Genomic DNA, 21,631 nt, shown 5'->3' with positions numbered 1-21,631 from the left:
GGTTCCGTCCGGCCGGTGCCGGGCGGGGTCAGGAGGCGGGGGCTCCGGTGACGTCGACGGAGACCTTGACGACGGCGTCGCGGATCTCCTCGCGGACGGCCGCGACGACCGCATCGGTGTCCACGCCGGAGCCGACGAGCCGGGCGAGCGCGGTGATGGCCGCGGTCTGGCCGGCCTCCGCGGTCTGGATGGCGCGGACCCTGGTGTTCGTGTCCTTCAGGTAGGACTGCGCCTGCCAGGTGGGGTTGGTCTTGACGTCGGGGGCGTCCGCCGGTGCGGCGATCCGGTCCGTCTCCCAGACGGTTTTGCGGATGGCCTCCAGGTCGGCAGCGGTCAGGGGCATGTCGTCCTCCTCGTTCGGGTTCCAGTCGGCGGGGTGGGTGAGCCGCTCGGCGACGTCGGCGCGGAGCTGGCGCATGGTGAGGTTGAAGCGACCGCGCGAGCCGTAGCCCTCGACAGGGCCGCGCGGGTCCGGCTTGCCCTCGACGCTGGTCTCCAGGTGGCCGGCGACCGACTCGGCGGACCAGTCGTAGTGCCGGCAGAGTGCGGCGTTCCAGCGGACCAGGGCGTCGTATTGGGCGCGCGGGTAGACGTCCTTGCCGTCGCCGAGGTTCTCGGTCTCGATGCCGTAGGCGACGTCGTTGCCGTCGATCGTGCCGCTGCTCTTGAGCGGCGCCGGGTGCTCGGCCTTCTCGTTGGCGAAGGAGTTGTACGCGTTGAGCGCCATCGTCCCGGCGTGGTTGGCGCGGCCGGCGCTGCACATGGTGGCGAGGCCGCTCTTGGCCAGGTGGGTGTGGGCGAGTGGCGCGGGCAGGTCGGGGCGGCCGGTCTCGGCAACGGCCTTCAGGGAGTTCGTGCCTGCGGTGTGGTGGTTGAGGGTCATGTGGACGGGCCCGAAGGCCTTGCCGGTCGCCTGGTCGCGCTCGCGGGTGCGCCAGCCGGGGTACTCGGCGACGCGGACGCCCTCAGCCTTCAGGATCTCTATGAACTTGTCCTCAGTCAGGGGTGCGGCCATGGCGTGCCCTCTCAGATCAGTCGTGCGTATCGGGGCGCGCTGCCGATGCAGCCGCCGGTGCCGTACTTGCCGCCCGTCGTAGCGCCGCTGGTCCTGCGGACCTGCAGCTGCACCTTCACGCCGCTCGCAGGGCTGACGGACAGGTACGGGGTCAGGTCGATCGACAGCGACGGGAAGACATAGGAGAACGTGGCCGGCACCGTGCCGGAACCGACGACGGTGAGAGCGTCGGTGATGACGACCTGCCACGCCCCGCCGGTGTTCGTGGTGCTCACCGCGTCGCCGATGAGAACGAGGCCGAGCTGCAGCGTCGCGGTCCGCGGAGTGAGGACCGTCTCCCACGACGTCTGAAATGCGGTCGAGTCCTCGTAGGGCATCGTCCGCAGCGACGTCGGGAACATCGCCAGCTCGTCCGGGTTCCGGCCCGACTTCTCCAGCCGTGCCACGCGCTGGCGCAGGTCCGCGATCGTCTTCAGCAGGTCGGGCTTCTGTGGGTACTGGGGCACGTCACACCGCCGCGCAGGTCAGGCGTACCGTCTCCGGTCCGCGGCGGGCAGCGTTGTCGATGCCGGTGATCCGCAGCTCGACCTCCAGGCCGTAGGGCATGCGGGGCTCGGGGTCGATGACGAACAGCGCGGAGTCGCCGACGGAGTAGGAGCCGAACGCGGGGTCGCCGTCGGCGACGACGTCGAACCAGGGCTGCACGCTCGCCCTGCTCCGGGCGTTGAGGCCGGCGTTCGCCAAGCCCTGGAGTTGCGCCAGGTCGACCACGTCGGGGTACGTCTGGACGTCCTCCAGCAGCGGCCAGCCGGAGGCCAGCATGTCGGCGGACTGCTGCGAGGCGATGAGCTTCGCTTCGCCCTCGCCCGCGCCGAGCCCGGTCTCGTCGGTAGCGATCGACGTCCCGTCCTCCGGCCAGTCGAAGTCCAGGATGTTCCCGGCCGGGCCGCCCTTGGTGAACACCAACCCGGACTCGTCGGCCGAGCGTCCGCGCTGCGGGAACCACAGGCGGGCCCGGCGGTACCGGGTCGGCGCGACGTTGTTCGCCACCGGGTTCCAGCCGACGTCGATGCCCCAGTCGAAGCCGTCCTCGGCCCCGGCGAGGGACTGGATCGCGGCGTAGATCTCCGGCCGCTCGTACCCGAAGTACGAGATGTTGCGGCCGACGCCGGTCGCGCCGCCACTGCCGGAGAGGTTGCTGGTGTCGATGCGGATGTCGCCGCCCGGCAGCATCGCGGCGTACCGGAACAGGCACCACACGATGAACCGCTGGTCGGCGTAGAGCCGCTGGCCGTCCGGCACGTAGTCGGTGTCGAGGATCAGCGAGGTGTCCGTCGACAGGGTGGTGCGGACGTAGCGCCGCTGGAAGTACGACTCGAACGTGCTGGCCTGGATGGACTTGCCGCCCTTGGCGATGGTGCGGGTCCACAGGACGCCGCCCCACACGATGACGCCGTCGCGGTCGACGTACACGGCGGTCCGGCCGGGCGTGGTGGCGTTCTCCGGGTCGAGGAGCAGCGTCTCGTCGTTGTAGGGCACGAGGGCGCGCAGGGTTCCGATGCCGTTGAGCGCGGTGCTGTACTGCACGCCGGACAGCGGCAGCTCGGCGAGGAGCTGGTCCGTCAGCAGGTCGCAGAACAGGTAGGTGTAGGTGTGGTCGGGGTAGTCGTCGCGTCCTGACGCCCCAGCCAGGGCCGCGTCCAGTGCCATCGGTGTCGTCATCGCGGTCTCACGCCAGCGGGTAGGCGACGCCCTGGAGCGACAGCCAGTTCGTTTCGGTGTCGCCCGCGGTCGCTCCGACGAGGCCCACGGTCCCGTCCTGCTTGAAGTCGATCTTCACGGAGTGGACGACGCTGGCCGTGTTCGCGACGCTGGTGATCGAGGTGGCGTTGCGGGCGATGACGAGCGACGCCTGATAGACGGGCCGGAACGCGGCAGCCAGCGCGGCGCTCAGGATGTTCGTGGTCTGCGCGCCGTTCGCCCTGTTCGCGCCGCCCGCCCACTCCATCCACGGGATGCCGTCCCGGATGACCTTGCGGTACCGGATGGGGCCGTTGAGGTTGCCGTTCGTGGTGCCGTCGCCCTGTGTGTAGCCAGTGCCGAGAGTGGCCGTGGTCCACGCGATGGTCTGGTCGGGGGTGAAGTCGCCCGACGTGCCGTCCAGCTTGCCGTACCGGAAGATGCCCAGGTCGGTGATGTAGCGGAGCTGGCCTGGCGCCGGGTGGTTCATGTCTGCCGCCGACGTCAGCGGCACCACGCCGCCCGCTCCGACGGCGAACTGCCGGATGTCGCTGATGTTCGCGTTGCTGATGCTGGTCACGGACGCGCCGACCGCGATGTCCGCCAGGATCTGGGCGTTCGGCGGCAGCGTCCCGCGCGCGGTCGCGCCGGCGCTCGCCGCGTAGGGGCCCTGGATCAGCTCGATGCGGAACTCGTTCGCGCTGCCGGCGGTCTCGGCGTCGTACACCGAGGCGACGATGCAGTCCTTGCGGAACTGCCCGGAGCCGCCGGCGGCCGGGACGGTGATGGTGTAGTCGGCGTCGTTGACGCAGGCGTACGCGCCGTATCCGGCGAGGTCGTGGTTGTCGACCCACACGAAGCCCGGCGAGACGATCACCGTCATGTTCGGGGTGCCGGCCGCCCTCACCTTGAGCTGGTAGTTCTGGTACGACGGCTTGACGCCCTGCCGGATCCGCAGCGGGGTGGCCTCGTCGGCGGTGAAGCCGGGGTAGCCGAGCAGGGCCGCGAGCAGCAGTCGGTCGGCGCGGGCGGAGTAGGAGCCTGCCTGGAGCCAGGTCGGCGGCGAGATCGGTGCCATGCGGGGGTGCCTCCTTACAGGCTGGTGTCACGCCAGGTGACGGTGAGCAGGGACGGGACGCCGGGCAGGCCGGGGAGGGCCGAGCCGCGGTAGACGAGGTCGTTGCTGCCGGGCATGAGCAGCGGCCAGGTGGAGCCGCCGCGGACCCATGAGCGGCGCGGTGTGCTGCCGTTGAGGAGGACCGCGCGGGAGCGGGTATCGACGAGGAGAAACTCGCCGTCGCCGAGGGTGGCGTCGATGACGATCTGCGCACCGGTGTTGGGCTGCTCGACGCTGGGGTTGGCGACGGGGCCGTCGATGCGCAGCGTCGGATAGGCGGGCGAGGCTCCGGCGTTGGTGGCCGTGATCTGGCCGGAGGTGCCCGGGGTGCCGTACTGGCGGTTGGTGCCCGCCACGCGGCGCGACGTCGAGGCGTGCGGGGTGCCGTCCCAGATGCAGCCCATCTGGTCGCCGTCGACGTAGGGCTGCGTCGTGGCGGCGGGGGTGGCCATGACGCCGTCGAGGTGCATGGTGGTGGCGCCGGTGGTGGTGAGGCGCACGCCGATGTGGGTGACGGCCTGGCCGGAAGCGACGGTGTAGCCGCCGTCGATGCGGGTCCACGTGGCGGCGGCCGGCGTCGTCACGGACACGGACTGGAGCAGCGTGGTGCCGTTGAAGAACATCAGGTTTACGGCCGAGATGCCGGACACCGAGGGCAGGTAGACCCACGCCGAGGCACGGACCGCGACGCCGGCAGCGTAGGAGGTGCCGAGGGTGTACTTCGCGCCGCCGGTGCCGGACGCCGTCCACGTGGTGAGGAGCGTGTCGACGCCGTAGCGCGCGCCGAAGCCAGGGGTGTTCTGCGCCACCGTCGGGGCCGTACCGGCAGAGCTGTACGCGGCGACGTTCGCGGCGTCCAGCTCGGCGCTCGGGTTGAGTACCGAGTTCGTCAGCTCCGGCACCCCGGCGTACACCAGCGGGTACGTGCGGCCCGACGAGGGAGAGTAGGCCGTCGTGGACGCCGACCACTCCTCCAGCCCGTACAGGTACGGGTCGGCGCAGTACAGCTCCAGCGCGGCCGTGCCGGAGCGCCACAGGTTCTCGGCGTCGTAGGGGATCGCCCTGCGGCGGACCTTGGCCCACACGAGGGTGTCCTGCTGGAGGAACTGGAGCGCGGCCGGGGCCTTCTGCGGCTGCGTCGCGGCGCGCAGGTCGAGGCAGAGCTGCCGGAACGCGTCGGGGTCGTCGGCGACCATCGTCAGGCCGAGGGTGATGGTCCGGGCGCCGGTGTAGTCGGGGCCGGTGTAGTCGCCGTGCTGGCCCTCGCGGGCCATGTCGTCGGCGCGTACGTCGGGGAGGTCGTCCAGGCCTGCGAGGACAGAGACGGCGTAGGGGGTGCCGGGGCCGAACGTCAGGTCGCCCCAGGCGATGTTGCCGAGCCGCTGCTGCGCCATGGTCACCCCACCAGCCCTTGCCACGACAGGGCCCGCACGATGCCGTCAGGCGACGCGTCCGAGCCGTACAGGTTGAACGTGTTGTGCGTGTCCCCGGCCGCCTGGCTGCCTGCGTAGGCGGCCGTCAGGGCGCCCGGCAGGCCGCCTGGCTGCCTGCGTAGGCGGCCGTCAGGGCGCCCGGCGCGGGGACGGATGCGACGGCGGATCGGGCCGTCGAGGCGGCGCTGCTGAGCGTCTGCGCCAGCGTCGTACCGGCCGCCGACACTGCCCGCCGGGTGGAGAGGGCGCCCTGCTCCAGGCCGGTGCCGAAGAGTTCGCCGAGGGTGTGCGCGACACGGGACGGGCTGTGGATGTCGAGCTTGCGCTTGATGGCCTTGACCATGGCCTCGCCGAGCCGCTCCATCTGCGCTTCGAGCGTCTTCTCCTTCGACTTCAGCCCGTCGACCAGGCCCTGTGCCGCGCTGATCCCCGACTTGTAGAGGGCGTCGCCGACGGCCGTGCCCGTCTTGGAAGCCGCGCTGGCGAGCTGCGCCTGTAGATCGTTGATGCGCTTCAGCTCGGCCGGCGTCGCGGCAGCGAGGGCCTGCGCCGTGGCGGCGCCGCCGGACACTCCCTTGTCCGCGATCTCCTGGAGCAGGTCGGTGCGGAGGCCGGCCTTCTTCAGCTTGGTGATGTTCGTGGCGAATGCCTGCGCGGCCTTGACGGACTGCTGGAGGCCGACGGTGATCGCGGTGACGGAGTTGACGATGCCGCCGGACTGGGTGATGTCGGCGTCGCCGAGGATGCCGCCGCTGATGGAGGACACGACCTTGGCCCGGTCGGCGACGAGGCCGTCGAGCTTGGCCTGCGCGGTCTTCAGCGTCGCGGCGGCCTTGTCCCGGGCCGTGGCCAGGGCGAGGAGCTTCTTGTTGTCCTTCTCCACCGTCGAGAGCAGGCTGCCGAGGCCACTGACCTTCTTGCGGTTGCCCTTGTTCACGGTGATCGCGCGCTCGATGAGCGTCGTGACCTGGCCGAGCTTGGACTTCAGCGATGCGGTGCTCGCGTCGATACCGTCGATGAGGCCCTTGATCAGGGTCTTACCGGCCGGGGTGAGGAGGGTGGCGTCCTTCCGCTTCGGGCCCTTCCAGTCCGGCAGCATGTTCGTCAGGCTGGTCAGCTTTGACCGGACGTCGCCGAAACGCTGCTCGATACCCGAGATGAGGCCGCCGATCAGCGAGCGGCCGGCCGAGGTGAGGACTCCGCTCAGCGAGCCGAGGGCGCTCTTGGCCTTGCCGGGCAAGCCGCGTACCGCGTCGGCGGCGTCCTTCAGCTTGCCCTCGATGGCACGGACCATCGCCGATCCGGCACTGCTGGCCTTCTCCGAGATCGAGGACGCCAGATTCCCGAGAGCGCGCGCAGCCCGGCCCGGCAGGCCGGAGAACAGGCTTACAATCCGGTCGAGGAGATCCGGGATAACGGAATGCCCGACGAGGTGGTCATAAAGCAACTCGAAAGCCTTGGAGATTCCCTCGGTGACTTTCTTCGCCGCGTCAATTGCGGGCTGTAGCTTCTCCTTGATTTTCCCGATCGCGTCGAATACCCCTTGAATGGCGGGGATGACGACACCGACGAGGACATCTGTCGCCAGGATCGAGAAGCGCGTCGCCAGCTCGATCAGCGGCGGGATCAGCGGCAGGATGACAGGCAGCAGTTCGGTGATGAGCTTCACTGCGAGCAGCGTGATTTGCGGCAGCAGCGGGGCCAAGGCGCGCAGCAGCTCGCCGCCGGACTCGGCCAGTTGCAGGAACAGCGGCGCCAACTGCGGCAGCAGCGGGACAAGCTGCCGGAACACTTCGAGGAATTGATCCCCGCTTTGCTCGACAATTTCTTTCAGGATTTCGCCCAAACCCTGAACGATCGGGGTAAGCAAAGGTCCGAGCTGTGCGGCCAATTGGGCAATAGTGGGCGCCAATTCGCGTGCGATATTCCCGATTTCCTGGAAAACGGGAATTAGGGGCGGCAGCAAAGAGGCGACCAATTGGCCGACTACTGGCAGCAAAGGAGAAAGGGCGACGACGATATCGCCGACGGCGCGCGCGGCTACCAAAAGAACGGGGCCCAGCGCCTTGATGATGGGCTGAATTCCCTTACCAAAAGCGTCGATCAAAATGCGCGCGGGAGGACCGAGGGCGCTGATCACGGGGGCGAGCTGCTTGAGCGCCTCGCCGATCAACGGGGCGGCAACCTTGCCGATCTCCGACATGGTCGCGAACAGCTCGTGGAGGGCGTCCTGCACGCCCTTGGACTGGAAGATCTTCGCCAGCTCGGCGGTGATCTGCTGAAGGACACCGAGCGTGCCGCCGCCCGTCCCCTCGGCCGCATTGAAGATCGAGCCGATGATCGACACGACGTTGCCGCCGACGTCCGCGATCTGCTTGAGCAGGTCGACCGCGTGGTCGATGGCCTGCTCCATCCGGCCGGACTCGAACGCGGACGTCAGCCTGTCGGAGAAGCGGACGAGCGCTCCGTCTGCGGCCTTCCCGAACCGCTCGAACGCCGGCCCGGCCGCCGCACCGATCTGCACCAGACCCTGCACCGCAACCGCGGGCAGCCTGATGAATCCCCGCAGGCCGCGCGTGGCGGAGCCGAGGGCCTTGCCCAGCGTTCCGGAATCCGACAGGTCGGTCGCTGTACTGAGGACGTTCCGACCCATCAGGTTGAGCGTCCCGGCCGCGTCGTACAGCGCCGTCCGGAAGACGGGCAGGGTGGAAGTTGCAGCGCGCTTCAGGGCTGTGTCGAGGCCGGTGAACAACCGCTCCTGCGTGCCTTGCTGGAGGGCGTGCAACTCGGGCTTCAGGCCCTGGAGGACACCGATGAACTTTTGCGCGGCAGGCGACAGCTTCTCAATCGCCTTCGCGAGCTTCTTTGGATCGTCCTCGCTGAAGGCGGCTTTCACCGCGTCGCCGACCCCACTGAGGCCGATCTTCAGCGCGACGCCCGCCGTGCCCGCAGCGAGCAGCCCAGTGGCGGCGACGCCAGCGGCCGGCGCTACCTGCGCCAGCGTCGACGCCAGGCCGGCCACCAGAGGAATCGCCGAGCCGAGCCCGGCCGTGGCCTTCGCCAACGTCGGGGCGATCGAAGCGATGCTGCTGCCGATGGTGCTGCCGAGGCCGCGACCTGCGTTGCCGACGCGGTCGAATACACGGCGCAGTAGGCCTGCCTCGGCGATGGCCGCGCCGGCGTCGAGGTCGACGTCGACGTGGATCTCGTCGGGTACGGCGGCTGCTGCGGCGCGCAGGTCGGCCAGGTTGGCGACGGCCTCACCGACCGACGCGCGGACGTCCACGTTGGGGTGCTCGCGGGACAGCCGCTCGAGATGGGGCTCCAGGCGGTCGAGCTGCCGGAGGGCGTCCTCGACGGAGATGTCGACGCCGATGCGCTGGTCGTCCAGTTCGCGCAGCTCGGTGCGGATGCGGTCGAGGTCGCGGTCGAACTGGCTGGAGTCGTCGTCGATGACGACCGGGGGGATGTCGTTGATTGCGGCCTGTACGCGGCGCTGGAAGGACTCGCCGAGCGCCGCGCCGACGGACGATCCTTGACGGCTGGCCTCGGCGACGATCCCCGAGGTGTTCTCCAGGTTGACCTGGAGGTGCGACACCAGGTTCGGCAGGTTGATGTCCTCTGCCATGCCGTCACCTCCAGGTCGTCATGCGGATCAGATGCCGCCCATCGCGGCCATCCCGAACAGGCCCATCCCTGCGCCCGTGCCGGGCACTGCGGGTTCCTCGCGTGCGGTCGGCGTCGATGCGACGCGGTGCCGGTCGGCGAGGGTCATGAGCTGCGCGAGGGTCATGTCCCAGAAGTCGCCGGGAGGAATGTGGAGGGCACCGATGGCGAGGTAGTAGCAGTCAGCCCAGGGGAAACCGTCTCCACCGTCACCCCGGCCACGACCGGGGCCGGGTCGTTTCCCAGGGACGCCAGGGCCTTGGTGAACGCGGCCTCGAACGCGGCGATGTACTCGGCCAGGCGGCCGGGGTGCAGCAGGTCGGCGATGTCCGCGCCGTCCTTGCGGCGGCGGAACACGATGTCGCCGGACATCTTCCGGTTGCCCTGCGCGTCCTGGTGCTCGCGGATGTGGGGCTCGAAGCCGCCGGGGCCGACCATGCCAGCGCCGAGGAGCTGCACGACGGGGCCGAACGCTGCGCCGTCGCCGGTGCGGTCGATGGCGTTCTGTACGGCCTTGACGGAGCCGTACCGGGCTTCGAGCAGGGCGAGGGCGCGGAAGCTGTAGCGGAGGGGGACGGTGGTGCCGTCGGTGAGTTCGACGGTGCCGCCCTCGGCGAGGAGGTCGAGGCCTTCGGACATGGTCATCTCCTGTGTCAGTGCCGGGGTTCGGCCTGCGGGGTGGGAGGTGGAGCTCTTCCCGGGCGGGCTCGGGGCGCCGCCCGGGAAGAGGGTCAGACGAGTGCGACCGCGGTCTCGTTGAGGACGGCGCTGATCCACTTGCCGTCGGCGATGAGCGGGTCGGCGTCGGCGGTGAAGCTGCTGACGCGGTAGTCCTCGTTGGCGAAACCGAGGTCGGGGAACGCGCTGAGGGTGAGCTTGTGCAGCGTCCAGTGCAGGTCGCCGCCGACGATGTCGACGCCGTTCGGCGGGGTGACCCCTTCGAGCTTGAAGGGCGGCAGGGTCGCGTTGGCCTGCGTCAGGTCCCACGCGCTCTTCTGCGCCGGGGTCGTGCCGGTGTCGGTGACGGTGCCGCCGATGATGGCCTTGAGGACGTCGAGGGAGAGCTTGGCGTGGGTGACGGCGACCTGGATGTTCGTGATCGTCACGTTGGTCGCCAGCTTCCCGTTGTCGCCGCGGAGCTGCTTGACCTCGACGTCGCCGGAGATCGCCATCTCCTGAATGCCGGGTACGTCCAGCAAGGTGCCGTAGACGGCGGGGCCGCCGGCCGGGTCGGACGTCAGCGGGCTGATCTTCGCGTCGCCTACGGAGTAGACCTTCGTCACACGGGAGATGGGCATCGTCGGTTCCTTTCTGGTGCCGGGGTCCGGCTCAGTCGGCGGGCGGGGCGTCCGGCGGCTGTGCGGCCGTCGGCACGGTGTCGAGGAGGGCGTCAGGGATCAGCGCGGCCAGGTCCCCGCTCGGGGTGCCGGCGTCCTGGCGGTAGACGGTGGAGTCGACGACCCACCAGGTGGTGCCGGGGCGGCCCTCGACGGGGTACACGGCGACCGCGCCGTCGGTGATGCCCGCGGCCGGCGGGAGGTGCAGGCAGGGTTCGCCCGGGACGGGGGGCCAGGAGCCTGCGAGGTAGGAGAGCACCTCGTCACGGGGGATCGCGTAGTAGGCCGGGTCGGTCATGAGGGCACGACCTCCTCGGCGAGGAGCGCGCGCTTGATTTCGACGGTGATCGAGGACCGGACGCGGTTGTCGACGATGGGGAAGCGCTGCATGCCGGTGACGCGGACGGCGGTGACGCGCGCGGGGTGGGCGGGCAGCGTGGCGTGGTTGAGGGCGTGCGCGAACGACTCGGCGAGGCCGTAGCGTTCCGCGGACCGGGCGGTGGCAGCGCCGGTCTTGATGCGGGCGGTCTCGACGAGGTCGACGGTGGCGATCTCGGTGATCTGGAGGGTGGCGTTGGGGTCGCCGTAGTCGCCGTTGCCGGTCGGGGTGAGGCCGATGGACTCGGCCTCGGTGACGACAGCGAACGGCGGGGCTTGATCCTGGCGAGGGCCGTCGCGGAAGACGGGCACTCCGCTGCCGAGGCTTTCGAGGTAAGCCTTGATCGCACCGCCCGTGGTGGCAGCCATTACTGCCCCCGTCCTGCGCGGATGCGGTCGATGTTCCGGGAGAAGAAGATCGGCGCGAGTTCGACCGCGGGCCGCATGAACGGCCGCGGCCGGGTACCCGGGTGGTTCACCTTGCTGACGGGGTGCGCCGCGCCAGGCCAGTAGAGGGCCTTCTTGTTCTTCGGCAGGATCACGTGCGGCTTCGTGCCGTACTCGACGTCCGCCGCGTAGGACACGTTCGTGCCGATGACGACGCCCACGCTGCGGCCCCCGCCCTCGACGCGGTGCACGATGGACGCGCGCAGCCTGCCGGTGTCGACGGGGCATAGCTCGCGCGCGCGGTTCTGCACGTCGACGCCCGTCTGCACCAGGGCGCGACGGACGTCGTCGGACATGCGGCCGAGGACGCGGCGCAGGCCCCGCTCGAACTGACGGGTGTTGATCGTCGTCTGCGCCGAGGCGTCGAAGATGCGGGCCATCAGATGCCCACCACCGAAGGCGGCGGGTTGAGGTACCCCACCAACAGGGCGTCGACCTGCGTCGATCCGGTCGACGCCAACGGGGCGACGGGCGTCTGCGACGGGTCGTCGTCGGTGTCCTCGATGCGGACGTTGTTGCCCTCGTCGTCCACATCCAGGCCGGGGTCCTGTGCGGCGTCGGCGTCGGACGGGAGTGCCTGCGCCTGGAGGTGAGCGGCCAGCAGGGCGCATGCCTGCGCGACCAGGGCAGGCACTTCCGCGTACCCGAACGTGCCGACGACGGTGACCTGCGGCTGCCAGTACGACGCGAGGAGGTTCTGCCAGCCGCCGTTCCAGGACTCGGCGCCGACGACCAGGTCGTTGTATCCGCCGTACGCGATGCGGACCGCGTCGACCTGGCCGAGGACGTCAGCCGAGGTGACGCGGTACGCCGACGACGGGAGCGACGGGGCGTCGGACGGCCCATCGGTGATCGGGGTGACGGAGTCGATCGAGCGGACGCGGCGCGGGAGGATGACCAGTCCATCCGGCGCCACGTCCGCTACCACCACCATCCCCGGAGTGGGCTCGAAGAGTTGCAGGGTGTAGGCCGTGATCCGCTCCGTGGCAGCCGTGATCCACGCGGCGACCTCGGCATCGCTGCCGGTGCACCCCGCGTCCTTCGCGGCCTGGACGGAGCAGTACGCCATGGGTCAGCCCTGCTCGCTGTCGCTGTCGGCCTCGGCGGCGTCCAGCTCGGCCCGGACGCCCTTGGTGATCTCGCCGCCCTTCGCGACGATCTGCCGGGCGTAGTCGCCCGGGTGGGAGTAGACGACGGGGCCGACGGGCTCGCCGGTCCCGGCGGCGTCCAGCGCGCGGAACGCGTCGGACGGAGCCCGGTCGCCGACCTGCCAGCCCTGTCCGGCGGCGTACTCCTGCGTGCGGACGGTCGCGGCCGGCTGCTCCGGCTCGTCGGCCTTGGTGCGTGCTGCCATGGTGATCAGCTCCTAGGAGATGACGCCGCGCGTCCTCAAGGCGGCGAGGAGGGCGTTGTAGGCGTTCGCGGCGGCGGTGAGGTCCGCGAACGGGACCGTCACGTTGTTGATGACGGGCTTGCTGGATCCGTCCATCAGCGCGGGCGAGGTGCCGATGACGCGGAGCGTCTCGGTCTCCTGGTTCTCGACTCGGGTGCCGCCCTTGACGAGCGTCACCTGCTTCGTCACGCCGGCCATTACGGCAGCGCCGCGAACGTGATCTTGACGAAGGCGGCGGGGGTGTGGACCGCCACGTTGGCTCGGCGCTCGGCCAGGACGACCAGGGTGTTCGCGAGGAAGAAGTCCGCGTGCGAGTCGGTCATCAGGATCGTGACGCCCTGCCGCTCCCACAGGGTGGCGCCCATGCGGAAGCCGCCCAGCAGCGCGGTGCCTGCGGTCATCGCGACCGAGGTGACGACGGTCAGGCCCCAGATGCGCAGCGGCGCGCCGGAGTCGGTGACCGTGGTGATGACGCGGAACTGGCCGTTCGCGTCGGTGTCCAGCTCGATGTCCTGCCAGTCGAGCGGGTTCATCACGATCGCGTCCGGCGGGTACAGCGCGAGTTCGCCCTGCGTCTTCGCCTTGCGGACCGTGATCAGCTTGGAGTCGGTGTTGCCCGACGGCGGCTGGTAGGCCCCGATGCCGGCGGTCGTGAGGATGCCCTGCATCTGCGTGGTGCCGTTGCCGGTCAGGATCTCCCTGTCCAGCTTGTATTCGAGGCCGTAGGTGAGGCGGCCGTTGATGTAGCCCATGAGCTGGCCGTCGTCGTCCGCGGCCTGCCGGGTGATGGGCACCCAGTGGGCGACCGTCTTGAGGGTGGTCGTGATCAGGTCGAAGGTGAACGGCCCGCTCTTGGGCTTGTCCGCGCCTTCCGCCACGACCGCGGCGTTGTTCCAGGACGACTGCGGGCCGCTCGTGTCCCGCATGTACTCCAGCGTGTTGCCGTCCGAGGTCTGCCGGTCCAGCAGGTTCGCGATGAGCAGCGGGAAGTCGGGGTTGTTCGGGATGATCCCGGGCTGCCGGTTGTTCTGCGGCAGCATCGTGCCCGTGGTGACCGTGCCGGACGGGGCCGCCCGGTGGTCGAAGTCGACGGCGAACTTGCCGACGCAGCCGTTGGCGCGGAACATGCGCAGCGCCTCGGCGCGGACGAACTGCTCGGCGACGGTGAGCGGGTGCTGGTTGCCGTTGGCGTCGGGCTGCATGCCCGGCTGCTGCCGCTGGTTTGGCTGGGGCTGCGGGTCGCCGGGCGGCATGGCGCCCTGGAGCTGGCGGAGGCGGGCGTCGCGCTGCTGCGCCTGCTCGATGGCGGCGGCGACGGTGTCGGCGCGCTGCATCAGCTCGGCGACGTCGCCGTCGTAGTTGGGGTCCTGGAGGAGGGCGATGATCTCGTCGCGCTGCTCCAGCAGGGTCGGGGCGCCGCCCTTGATGGGGTAGATCGGTCGGCCGTCCTTGCGGCGACCGACGGGGCGCACGTGGGGCAGGTTGCCCATGGTGTCCGCCTTCCGGTCCGTGGACGGCGCGCAGCCGCCCAGAGGTCTGGGGGTCTGCGGTCCGTCTTTCACGGCCGGTGGATCGCGCCCGGCGGGTGCACTGGGCTTTTACGTCCGGTCAGTGCGGCCCGGATGACATTCGGAGGGTAGGACAGGTGATCGTCGTCGTGTCGGGGGCTGCTGCAAGTCGCGATGACGCAGGCCGACGGGCGTCCGCCTGCGTCGCCGCACTGTCACGAGGTGCCGACGGTCATCAGCAGCAGGGCGGCCGCCCGGCGCTGCCGCTCCTGGAGGGCGCGCGCTGCATCGGCTCGCCGCTCGTCGTGCTCGGCCAGCCGCTCGGCGAGGGTCGGCTCACCCGCGGACTCGTACAGGTCGCCCAGCGCGGAGCGCACGGTCTTCAGCTTGCTGCCGGGCACGGCCGCCATGCGCGCGGTGATCTGCGATGTCTCCACCAGCCGGGCGCCCTTGATGTTCGCGAGCACCTCGGCGCGGTCCTCGTCGCTCATCTCGGCCAGCTTCTCCCACTTCGGGAGGTCGGTCCGGACGAAGCCGACGGACAGCTCCGACGCGCTGCCGGAGCGGGCCATGGTGCGGGCGTCGCGGCCGGCCTGTGTGTCGTCGTACCGGCCGGAGATCCACAGGTGCCCGTCGCGCTCCTCGGCCTGGAAGGTGCCGATGGGCTGGTAGGGGGAGTGCATGAACAGCAGGGCGTAGGAGCCGCGGAGGCCGCCCTTCTTGAATGCGCCCTGGTGGAAGGTGGTGCCGTAGGAGTCGACGACGCCGAAGCGGCAGGCGACGCCCTCGAAGGTGCCGTCTTCGCCGTCGGCGACGCGCCAGGCGATGTCTTCCAGGGAGCGGAACTCGACGTCGGTCACTGCTTGCCTCCGGTGTTCTTGAGTGCGTGCTCGGCGTAGACCTCGGCGACACCGTCGATGACGGCCCGGTGCGAGGGGGACAACAGCGGCGAGTACCGGTAGACCGCGCGGCCCTGCTCGTCGCGGCCGTCGTACTCGTAGACCACGGCACCGCGACCGAACGTCATGTGCTTGGGCAGCTCGCCATTGCCGTCCGGGCGGGCCACGATGTCCGTCTTCCCGTCGAACGGGCCGCGCCGGACCTCGGCCATGGGCACGCCTTGCGGGCAGTACGCGCCGGTGTACTGGCGGGGGCCGGCGGGCTGGAGGATGACGCGGACGTCTCCGCGCAGCAGGGTCGCCATGGTCAGTTGCCTCCCTTGAAGGTGACGGCGAACCCGGGCAGGCCGAGACCGAAGTCGGGGTCCGCACTGGCTGGCCGAAGCGGAGCCAACAATTGCGTCTCGTCAACGCTGCACATCGGGTGGGCGGACGAGAGACCCGCTTGCAGGCCCGTCCAACGGAACGGCTCGTCGCAGTCACGGCAGTTCACCCGGATCTCGGCGGTGAAGCCGAGCACCGTGGGGTCGTCGTCGCTCTTGGTACGGCGGGCGATGTCGACGAACGCATCGAAGTTTTCGTGCGGGCACGGGCGGTCGGGGTGGGCCATGGTCAGGACTCCTCGAAGTGGAAGGTCAGCGCGCAGCGGCAGTTGATCGACTGGTTCGCGGGCGCCGCCGGGTCGCCCGGCCAGCGGGACGCCGTCAGCGGGAACCGCTTGTTCATCGGTACCTCGGAGCCGTTCGCGGCCTTGTGCGTGCGGCGGGTGCGGGTGTCGTCGGTGGCGAGCCACCGCTTTCGGGTGGCGCCCTCGTTGAGCGCGGCCGTGAAGGCGGCGGCGTTGTACGCGCCGACAGTCTCCGTGCGGGCGATCATCGTCGCCCGGTAGTCCGACAGGTCGGTGAACACCTGCTGGATCCGGGCGCGCAGCTCGGGGATGGACTCGCCCTCGGCGACGCCGGCCGCGAGGAGCCGCGACCGCAGCACCTGCTCGGTCGTCGCGGTGACCTGCCCGGCCAGCTCGGTGATGCGGGCGTCGAGTTCGCCGGCGACGTCCGGCTCGTCGAGGTCGAAGTCCGCGGAGATGCTGCTCCCGCCGCGGCGCCATGCCTTCTCCATGAACGGCCGGACCACCTCCGCCGTCCGGCGGCGCCAGTACCGCGGGTCGAAGATCTCCCGCACGCGGATGCGCTGCTCCCAGCCGTCGGGGCCCTCGGCGACCTCCAGCATCGTCGCCCGCGCGGCCGGCACCTCGTCGAGGTCGGGCAGGGCCAGGCTGATGGTCTGCTCGCGGGCGAGGGCGCACGCCTCGGTGCGCAGCTCGTCGAGCCACGCCGCGCTGCGCTGGGGCTTCCCCATGAGACGGTCGAAGTCGCGGAGGACGCGGGTCTGCTGCTCGCGGGCGAGGCTACGCACGATCGCGCGGCCATCGGCCTCCAGGGCGTCGTACGCGGCGTTGATGTCGGCGAGCGACGGCGACGACGGCCCGTCGCCCCTGGTCAGCGCGAGCGGCACCCGGGCAAGCGGCGCGGCCGGGACGGGCGTCGGCGGCGTCAGGAGACGGGCGACGACGCGCTCGACGACGGCCTCGACGTCCGGGGCCGGCGGGTTGAGGAGTCGGGAGAAGTCCGCGTCCCACGACCGGGCCTCATCCGTTCCGGCTGCGCCCTGCACCGGGGCGAACAGGGCGCGGTACGGGGTGAGGGTGTTCTCGCCGATGCCGCCAGGCAGCGGGTCGTAGCCCAGCTCTGCGCGGGCCTCGTCGATCGTCAGGGTGTCGGAGTACACCGAGGCGCGGGTGCGGTTGGCGACTGAGTCGCGGCCCTCCTGGAGCGCGTCGACGCCAGACAGGTCGAACTCGGCCTCCTCCGCGTCGGAGGGGAGCAGCCCGCGGTCGACCTCGGAGCCGATGATCTCCAATTTCGGGACGATCGTGTCCGACCAGAGCGTGGCCTTGCTGGCGGTGCGGTTCTCGTAGGTCGTGCCGCCGGCCAGGTAGTCGTGCGGGACGCCGAACGCGAGCATGACCTCCTGCGCGTTGGCCACGCGGGATTCGAGGTAGTCCATCTCTTCGGCTGTGAGGCCTACGCGGACGTAGTCGATGGGCTTGCCCTGGCTGGGCGTGCCGGGCGCGGAGCGCACGAGGAGGTTCTTCCCGGCGTTGGCGGGGCCCTGGACGCCGCTGCGCCACGCTGCGACGTTCGCCCGCCACTCGGTCTCGTCCATCGCGCCGAGGTAGACGACGCCCTTGGGCATGGCGCCGTTGGCGTAGCTGGAGCGCTGCCACTCGCGGGCGAAAGCGTCCATGTCGACGGCGTGCCGCGCGGCCTTCCACGGGGCGAGGCAGCCCAACGGATCAAAGGGGTGCGGGTACCGCAGCCACAGCATCTCCTCGGGCAGCACGGGGACGCTGACGCCGTCGGCCCGGCGGATGACGAAGCCGAGCAGGTCGGCCATCGTCGGGCGCTGCGCGACGGGCTTGTTCACGATGACGTCGACCGGGTCGTACACGTTGTGCGCCTCGGTGACGGGGCCGAGTCCGGTCTCGCCGCGGTCGAGCCACACGAACGACTGCCCGGCCAACTCGCCCTGCTGCAAGATGATCGACTTGAAGACGCGGGCGGAGACGAGGGGGTTGGGCCGCTTGTTGAACAGCATGTCGATCGGGTGCTGCTCGATGATGCTGCCGTCCGGGCGGCGCACGCGCAGTGGCACCGAGCTGCCGTTGTCGGCGATGGCCGCAACGCACCGGTACGCGACCGCGGAGTTGGCGTAGCCGCGGGCCTCCGGGTCGAGGGACAGGGTGAGGGACTGCTGCCCCCCGATCGACGCGACGGTGACGGGGCGTCGCTCCCGTACCGTGTCGAGGCCGACGGCCCGTCGTCCGAACACGGCGTCGGCTACGTCCTTCAGGCGTCCCATCAGCGTCTTCCTTTCACGCGACCGCGGCGAAGTTGCCGGCGGGCGCCAACATCAAGTCGGTGAGGGCCCACACGTAGGCGTCGAGCCGGTCGGGGCTGTCGTCGCCCGGCACCCAGGAGACGAGCTGCTCCTCCAGCTCGGGCAGGGACGTCACGATGTGCGCGGCCCGCTGCTCGGACAGCGCGGCCACGGGCTCGGCCCGGGTCTGCTTGCCGCGTGAGGCGCGGACAGTGCGGTAGTTCACCGACGGGTCGATCTGCCGGATGACGGTCCCGATCCAGTCGCCGCCGTTGTTGACCTCGGCGACGATCGCGTCGGCCTTGTGCTGGTGGTACGCCCGGATCGCGACGCGGGCGGCGGCGAGCGGCGGCATGCGGCCGGACAGGTCGTCGAGGGCGTAGCCGTGCCGGCGGGACGTGCCGTTGACGTCGGGGAGGTACTGCTGGCCGAGGCCTGCGACGACGATGCCCATCTCGTCGGACTCGTCGCCCGAGGTGGCGGCGGGGTCCATGGCGACGACGATGCGGGCCATCGGCGGGGCTGCGCCGACGCGCGTCTTGTCGAGGGTGGTACGGGACCACAGGGCGCCCTCGATGTCCTCCAGGAGTAGGCCGTCGAGTTCCTGCTTCTCTAGGCGGGTGCCGGCGTACTTCGCGGTGAGCTTGTCGCGCTGCTCCTGCGGGAGGTGGATGGCGTCGCGGGTGCGGCCGCGGGTGACGGTGACGTCGCCGCGCCTCGTGAGTTCGATCAGCTCGGTGCGGGGCTTCGGGGTGGTCGAGGCGATGTAGTGCGGGTTGGGGCCGATGCGTAGGCCCATCTCGGAGTGGGTGATCGCGGCGCCGAGGCGGCGCTGCGCGGCGACCTCCTCCATCCACACGAGGCACCGGTTACCTCCGGCGCGGAGACGTTCGACGTCGTCGGGGGTGTGCGCGCCGAACAGCTTGGCCTCGGCGCCGTTGGGCCAGCGGGCGAAGGTTCCGCCGGCCGTGGTGCGCAGCACGACGCGCGGGTCGTGCGCGCGGAGCCCGGACGGGCCGTTGACGCAGGCCTCGACGGCGTCGCCCTGCGTCGGGGCGATGATGGCCATGCGGTGCCCGCCGCGCAGCCGCGGGTCGCACGGGGGGCCGTTGACGTGGCTCACCATGTAGCGGGCGCAGCCGTCGGTCTTTCCGGTGCCTCGGCCGCCGAGCTGGAGCCACCATCCGAGGGTCTCGATGTCGTCCGGGGGGACCTGCCACGGGTAGGGCTGCCACTTGCCCCAGCGCTTCTGCCACAGGCGGGCGGCGAGTTCCTGTTCCAGCAGCTCCAGCTCGGCCGGGGACATCCCGGCGAGGCGCGTGTCGAGGTCGGCCGGTGCGGTCATGCGTCGTCCAGGGCGGCCAGCTCGTCAGCGAGGGCCTTGACGCGGGCGGTCATCTCGTCGGTGACGGTGACGTTGTGCTTCACCGGGGCGTACAGGCCGAGGAGCTTGGCCTCGTGGTCCATGGCACGGACGATGGCTTCGGCGGCCTTCGGCCCGTTCGCACCGCCAGCGGCGACCATGGGCATGAGGCCGTCGATGACCTGCCGGCAGGTCGCGAGCTGCTCGCCGACGTACGTCCCGAAGGATTCGGCGGCTTCCTGGTGGAGGCGGGCGCGTCCGCGCTTCCATGCCTCGTAGGTGTTCTTGACGTCGGCGCCGATGCGTTCGGCGATCTCGCGGAAGTCGAGGCGGTCGCGGGTGCGGAGGATCATCACTTCGTCGGCGCGCTGGTCGGCGACGTCGCGGTTGATGGGTGTGGGTCCTCCGGCCATGGGCGTGCTCCTCCCTGGTGGGGAGGGTACGGAAATCGGGCCGGGCCTGATCTTGGCTGCTGCAAGTCGCGGTCCGCAGGCTGGCCCTACGCTGCTGGACTATGGGTGGGATCGACTGGGGCGATGCCCCGACATGGGTAGCCGGAGCGTTCGCGGCCGTAGCCGCGTACTACGCGCGCGGCACGATGAAGAGCCAGCAAAAGCAGATCGAGGAACAGCGACACTTCATCGCTGAGCAGTCCCTCAACCTTGCCCTGGAACGAGCACAACTGTCGGCAGCCGCTGAAGACCGCAAGTGGGAGCAGGCTCGACAGATATCTATGAAGGCGTGGATCCAGGGCGGACGCTTCGACCGAGCAACGGGGCAGACCGAGGGCCCGAGGGTCTGGTCAGCCGAGGTTCTCAACGGAAGTCCCGTTGCGATCTGGGCGATCCATCTGTGCTTCGTGCCCGCAGACCAGGACGCGGCAGGGCCGGGCCTGGAAGCGAATCCAGAGGGAAGGTTCCGTCACTCGCTGGCAGCCAGCGAAAAGGAATACCTCTTTTCTGCCCCTGCACCACTTGCGGTGCTTGAGCGAAACCGCCCAGTACTCCATTTTCGCGACGACGGTGGGGTGGAGTGGGCCTTGAACGAATATGGCAAGCTCACCGAGAAGTCAGGAGATTGCCAATGCCCCGCCGCGCAAGTGTGACGACGAGGCCTCGGTTCGAGTGTGGCAGATCAGTGCCCGCAGTTCTCGGTCCACCAGCCGCACTTGGCGCAGTACGTCGGGACGATGCGCGCTAGGAGTCGACAGATCATGATCGGTCACCTCCCCCGAGGACGTCGAGGGCGTCGGCGAGGTGGTCCTCGAAGCCGTCGTCCGCAGGCTCCGGCTCGGCCGCCGGCCGCTCCCCGACGGGTGCGTGTACCGTCCACGCGACCCCTTCCACGATCGGGGTCTTCTCCGGGGTAGTGGGGTAGTGACCTGCGGAACTACCCGTGGGGGAGGGGCTGTCGGCAGGGGGGAGAGGGGCCTTCACGCGGCGGGGGAAGTCGTCCCGGTGGACGCCCACCATCACGGTCCCGCCGATCTTGACCGAGTCGCGGACTCGGATCTTCCGCGCCTCGATCTGCTCCCGCAGCCCGGCTTGGTCGAGGTGCGTGAGCAGCTTGTCGCGGTGGAGCAGGCCGAGGAGCACGGCCAGGTGCACGCCGTTGCGGTCGCCGATGTTCGCGTCGATGAAGTCGAGGAACGCCTCCTCGGCCGCCGCCCTGCGCTCGGCCAGGCGCGCCGCACGGATCGCGGCCGCACACCAGGAGCCGGCCACCACCCACATGAGAACCGGGGCGGCGAAGCACATCGAGCCGACCATCCACACGGCACACAGCGAGCCGAAGCCGCGGACGAACGCGCCGCGCGCCTTGTTGCCGGCCAGCCACCGGACCCACTGACGGAAGAGGACACCGGTGCCGTCACCCGTGAGGCAGACGGCCCGGACCAGGACGCGCATCACAGCAGCGCCGTGAAGCCGAGGCCGAGCATGTTCGCGCCGGACGCGAGAGGCACCGCGGCGATCCCGGCGACCGTGCCGGACAGGCCCAGCGAGACGCCCGCGACGAAGCCGAGGCCGAGGTCCGCGTTGGGGACCTTGCCCGCCCACTTCCACAGGCCGAACAGGACGACGGTCACGATGACGACCACGGCGTGACCGCCGTCGGTGAGCGCCATCTGCTGCGCCCGGGTGACGTCGGGGGTGCCGCCGCCGACGCCGTAGACGAGCGCGAGGTTGCCGAGGCCGTTGCTGCCCCACAGGGTGACGCCTGCCAGGGCGCCGAGGAGGCCGCCGGCGGACAGGATGACGAGCATGCCGTAGGAGGTGGCGAGGAGGAACGGCACGGCGCGGGCGGGCTTGTGCTTCTCGCGGAACCACCAGCGGATGCCGGTCGCGGCGATGATCGAGATGCCGACGGTGACGCCGCCGAGGGACACGATGAACAT

Annotated in this window: 25 protein-coding genes; 1 reads left to right on the top strand and 24 read right to left on the bottom strand. The window is 70.4% G+C overall.

Going from position 1 to position 21,631, the window contains the following annotated elements; translation table 11 throughout:
* Positions 1 to 28: 28 nt before the first annotated feature.
* The 22 genes from PV364_RS19985 to PV364_RS19880 form a co-directional block, all read right to left on the bottom strand.
* Complete coding sequence (locus PV364_RS19985; RefSeq protein ID WP_319661456.1) at positions 29 to 1,015, bottom strand: N-acetylmuramoyl-L-alanine amidase; 987 nt, start codon at positions 1,013 to 1,015, stop codon at positions 29 to 31.
* 11 nt (positions 1,016 to 1,026) lie between these two features.
* On the bottom strand, positions 1,027 to 1,521 hold the full coding sequence (locus tag PV364_RS19980) for a hypothetical protein (RefSeq protein ID WP_319661455.1): 495 nt from the start codon (positions 1,519 to 1,521) through the stop codon (positions 1,027 to 1,029).
* Between the two features lies 1 nt (position 1,522).
* Positions 1,523 to 2,737, bottom strand: a complete 1,215-nt coding sequence (locus PV364_RS19975) for a hypothetical protein (protein WP_319661454.1) — start codon at positions 2,735 to 2,737, stop codon at positions 1,523 to 1,525.
* Between the two features lie 7 nt (positions 2,738 to 2,744).
* Complete coding sequence (locus PV364_RS19970) at positions 2,745 to 3,833, bottom strand: hypothetical protein (protein ID WP_319661453.1); 1,089 nt, start codon at positions 3,831 to 3,833, stop codon at positions 2,745 to 2,747.
* 14 nt (positions 3,834 to 3,847) lie between these two features.
* A complete protein-coding gene (locus PV364_RS19965) occupies positions 3,848 to 5,266 on the bottom strand; it encodes a phage distal tail protein (RefSeq protein WP_319661586.1) in 1,419 nt (472 codons plus the stop codon).
* A gap of 124 nt (positions 5,267 to 5,390) precedes the next feature.
* On the bottom strand, positions 5,391 to 8,933 hold the full coding sequence (locus tag PV364_RS19960; protein WP_319661452.1) for a hypothetical protein: 3,543 nt from the start codon (positions 8,931 to 8,933) through the stop codon (positions 5,391 to 5,393).
* Between the two features lie 27 nt (positions 8,934 to 8,960).
* Positions 8,961 to 9,122: a hypothetical protein gene (locus PV364_RS19955; protein ID WP_319661585.1), complete on the bottom strand. Its 162-nt coding sequence runs from the start codon at positions 9,120 to 9,122 to the stop codon at positions 8,961 to 8,963.
* Entirely contained in the window at positions 9,095 to 9,610 is a 516-nt protein-coding gene (locus PV364_RS19950; protein ID WP_319661451.1) for a hypothetical protein, read from the bottom strand. Before PV364_RS19950 ends, PV364_RS19955 begins: the two co-directional genes overlap by 28 nt.
* Before the next feature lie 92 nt (positions 9,611 to 9,702).
* The gene (locus PV364_RS19945) at positions 9,703 to 10,269 is read right to left on the bottom strand and encodes a phage tail protein (protein WP_319661450.1); all 567 of its coding nucleotides are present in this window, start codon (positions 10,267 to 10,269) and stop codon (positions 9,703 to 9,705) included.
* Positions 10,270 to 10,300: 31 nt separating this feature from the next.
* A complete protein-coding gene (locus PV364_RS19940) occupies positions 10,301 to 10,606 on the bottom strand; it encodes a hypothetical protein (RefSeq protein WP_319661449.1) in 306 nt (101 codons plus the stop codon).
* On the bottom strand, positions 10,603 to 11,055 hold the full coding sequence (locus PV364_RS19935; RefSeq protein WP_319661448.1) for a hypothetical protein: 453 nt from the start codon (positions 11,053 to 11,055) through the stop codon (positions 10,603 to 10,605). The genes PV364_RS19940 and PV364_RS19935 overlap by 4 nt, the downstream gene beginning before the upstream one ends.
* On the bottom strand, positions 11,055 to 11,513 hold the full coding sequence (locus PV364_RS19930) for an HK97 gp10 family phage protein (protein ID WP_319661447.1): 459 nt from the start codon (positions 11,511 to 11,513) through the stop codon (positions 11,055 to 11,057). The genes PV364_RS19935 and PV364_RS19930 overlap by 1 nt, the downstream gene beginning before the upstream one ends.
* Positions 11,513 to 12,202 (bottom strand): hypothetical protein, encoded by a 690-nt coding sequence (locus tag PV364_RS19925; RefSeq protein WP_319661446.1) that lies wholly within the window; start codon positions 12,200 to 12,202, stop codon positions 11,513 to 11,515. Before PV364_RS19925 ends, PV364_RS19930 begins: the two co-directional genes overlap by 1 nt.
* Positions 12,203 to 12,205: 3 nt before the next feature.
* Entirely contained in the window at positions 12,206 to 12,487 is a 282-nt protein-coding gene (locus tag PV364_RS19920) for a hypothetical protein (protein WP_319661445.1), read from the bottom strand.
* 12 nt (positions 12,488 to 12,499) lie between these two features.
* Positions 12,500 to 12,715 (bottom strand): hypothetical protein, encoded by a 216-nt coding sequence (locus PV364_RS19915; protein ID WP_319661444.1) that lies wholly within the window; start codon positions 12,713 to 12,715, stop codon positions 12,500 to 12,502.
* Between the two features lie 8 nt (positions 12,716 to 12,723).
* Complete coding sequence (locus tag PV364_RS19910; protein WP_319661443.1) at positions 12,724 to 14,016, bottom strand: phage major capsid protein; 1,293 nt, start codon at positions 14,014 to 14,016, stop codon at positions 12,724 to 12,726.
* A 233-nt stretch (positions 14,017 to 14,249) separates the two neighbouring features.
* Positions 14,250 to 14,894, bottom strand: a complete 645-nt coding sequence (locus PV364_RS19905) for an HK97 family phage prohead protease (protein ID WP_319661442.1) — start codon at positions 14,892 to 14,894, stop codon at positions 14,250 to 14,252.
* The gene (locus tag PV364_RS19900) at positions 14,891 to 15,238 is read right to left on the bottom strand and encodes a hypothetical protein (protein ID WP_319661441.1); all 348 of its coding nucleotides are present in this window, start codon (positions 15,236 to 15,238) and stop codon (positions 14,891 to 14,893) included. The genes PV364_RS19905 and PV364_RS19900 overlap by 4 nt, the downstream gene beginning before the upstream one ends.
* Positions 15,239 to 15,240: 2 nt before the next feature.
* Positions 15,241 to 15,543 (bottom strand): hypothetical protein, encoded by a 303-nt coding sequence (locus PV364_RS19895; protein ID WP_319661440.1) that lies wholly within the window; start codon positions 15,541 to 15,543, stop codon positions 15,241 to 15,243.
* Between the two features lie 2 nt (positions 15,544 to 15,545).
* Positions 15,546 to 17,855, bottom strand: a complete 2,310-nt coding sequence (locus PV364_RS19890) for a phage portal protein (protein ID WP_319661439.1) — start codon at positions 17,853 to 17,855, stop codon at positions 15,546 to 15,548.
* Between the two features lie 13 nt (positions 17,856 to 17,868).
* Positions 17,869 to 19,218 (bottom strand): terminase large subunit domain-containing protein, encoded by a 1,350-nt coding sequence (locus PV364_RS19885; RefSeq protein WP_319661438.1) that lies wholly within the window; start codon positions 19,216 to 19,218, stop codon positions 17,869 to 17,871.
* Entirely contained in the window at positions 19,215 to 19,649 is a 435-nt protein-coding gene (locus tag PV364_RS19880; protein WP_319661437.1) for a hypothetical protein, read from the bottom strand. Before PV364_RS19880 ends, PV364_RS19885 begins: the two co-directional genes overlap by 4 nt.
* A gap of 101 nt (positions 19,650 to 19,750) precedes the next feature.
* Here PV364_RS19880 and PV364_RS19875 point away from each other — a divergent pair, with 101 nt between their 5' ends.
* Positions 19,751 to 20,341, top strand: a complete 591-nt coding sequence (locus PV364_RS19875; RefSeq protein ID WP_319661436.1) for a hypothetical protein — start codon at positions 19,751 to 19,753, stop codon at positions 20,339 to 20,341.
* A gap of 106 nt (positions 20,342 to 20,447) precedes the next feature.
* On the opposite strand, the gene PV364_RS19870 is transcribed toward PV364_RS19875, so the two are convergent.
* Entirely contained in the window at positions 20,448 to 21,143 is a 696-nt protein-coding gene (locus PV364_RS19870; RefSeq protein ID WP_319661434.1) for a hypothetical protein, read from the bottom strand.
* Positions 21,143 to 21,631, bottom strand: coding sequence for a hypothetical protein (locus PV364_RS19865; RefSeq protein ID WP_319661433.1), 489 nt, complete (start codon positions 21,629 to 21,631; stop codon positions 21,143 to 21,145). The genes PV364_RS19870 and PV364_RS19865 overlap by 1 nt, the downstream gene beginning before the upstream one ends.

Source organism: Streptomyces sp. MI02-7b (genome assembly GCF_033793585.1).
Lineage (GTDB): Bacteria > Actinomycetota > Actinomycetes > Streptomycetales > Streptomycetaceae > Actinacidiphila.
Note: the sequence above shows the minus strand (reverse complement) of the source record. Positions and strands in the feature narration are given on the sequence as shown.

Bases quoted from the DNA above. Each gene is read 5' to 3' on its own strand.
- PV364_RS19975 (WP_319661454.1), bottom strand. From the start codon at position 2,737: ATGACGACACCGATGGCACTGGACGCGGCCCTGGCTGGGGCGTCAGGA.
- PV364_RS19870 (WP_319661434.1), bottom strand. From the start codon at position 21,143: ATGCGCGTCCTGGTCCGGGCCGTCTGCCTCACGGGTGACGGCACCGGT.
- PV364_RS19875 (WP_319661436.1), top strand. From the start codon at position 19,751: ATGGGTGGGATCGACTGGGGCGATGCCCCGACATGGGTAGCCGGAGCG.
- PV364_RS19890 (WP_319661439.1), bottom strand. From the start codon at position 17,855: ATGGGACGCCTGAAGGACGTAGCCGACGCCGTGTTCGGACGACGGGCC.
- PV364_RS19925 (WP_319661446.1), bottom strand. From the start codon at position 12,202: ATGGCGTACTGCTCCGTCCAGGCCGCGAAGGACGCGGGGTGCACCGGC.
- PV364_RS19910 (WP_319661443.1), bottom strand. From the start codon at position 14,016: ATGGGCAACCTGCCCCACGTGCGCCCCGTCGGTCGCCGCAAGGACGGC.
- PV364_RS19950 (WP_319661451.1), bottom strand. From the start codon at position 9,610: ATGTCCGAAGGCCTCGACCTCCTCGCCGAGGGCGGCACCGTCGAACTC.
- PV364_RS19885 (WP_319661438.1), bottom strand. From the start codon at position 19,218: ATGACCGCACCGGCCGACCTCGACACGCGCCTCGCCGGGATGTCCCCG.
- PV364_RS19865 (WP_319661433.1), bottom strand. From the start codon at position 21,631: ATGTTCATCGTGTCCCTCGGCGGCGTCACCGTCGGCATCTCGATCATC.
- PV364_RS19900 (WP_319661441.1), bottom strand. From the start codon at position 15,238: ATGGCGACCCTGCTGCGCGGAGACGTCCGCGTCATCCTCCAGCCCGCC.
- PV364_RS19965 (WP_319661586.1), bottom strand. From the start codon at position 5,266: ATGGCGCAGCAGCGGCTCGGCAACATCGCCTGGGGCGACCTGACGTTC.
- PV364_RS19895 (WP_319661440.1), bottom strand. From the start codon at position 15,543: ATGGCCCACCCCGACCGCCCGTGCCCGCACGAAAACTTCGATGCGTTC.
- PV364_RS19940 (WP_319661449.1), bottom strand. From the start codon at position 10,606: ATGACCGACCCGGCCTACTACGCGATCCCCCGTGACGAGGTGCTCTCC.
- PV364_RS19960 (WP_319661452.1), bottom strand. From the start codon at position 8,933: ATGGCAGAGGACATCAACCTGCCGAACCTGGTGTCGCACCTCCAGGTC.
- PV364_RS19920 (WP_319661445.1), bottom strand. From the start codon at position 12,487: ATGGCAGCACGCACCAAGGCCGACGAGCCGGAGCAGCCGGCCGCGACC.
- PV364_RS19930 (WP_319661447.1), bottom strand. From the start codon at position 11,513: ATGGCCCGCATCTTCGACGCCTCGGCGCAGACGACGATCAACACCCGT.
- PV364_RS19880 (WP_319661437.1), bottom strand. From the start codon at position 19,649: ATGGCCGGAGGACCCACACCCATCAACCGCGACGTCGCCGACCAGCGC.
- PV364_RS19935 (WP_319661448.1), bottom strand. From the start codon at position 11,055: ATGGCTGCCACCACGGGCGGTGCGATCAAGGCTTACCTCGAAAGCCTC.
- PV364_RS19970 (WP_319661453.1), bottom strand. From the start codon at position 3,833: ATGGCACCGATCTCGCCGCCGACCTGGCTCCAGGCAGGCTCCTACTCC.
- PV364_RS19985 (WP_319661456.1), bottom strand. From the start codon at position 1,015: ATGGCCGCACCCCTGACTGAGGACAAGTTCATAGAGATCCTGAAGGCT.
- PV364_RS19945 (WP_319661450.1), bottom strand. From the start codon at position 10,269: ATGCCCATCTCCCGTGTGACGAAGGTCTACTCCGTAGGCGACGCGAAG.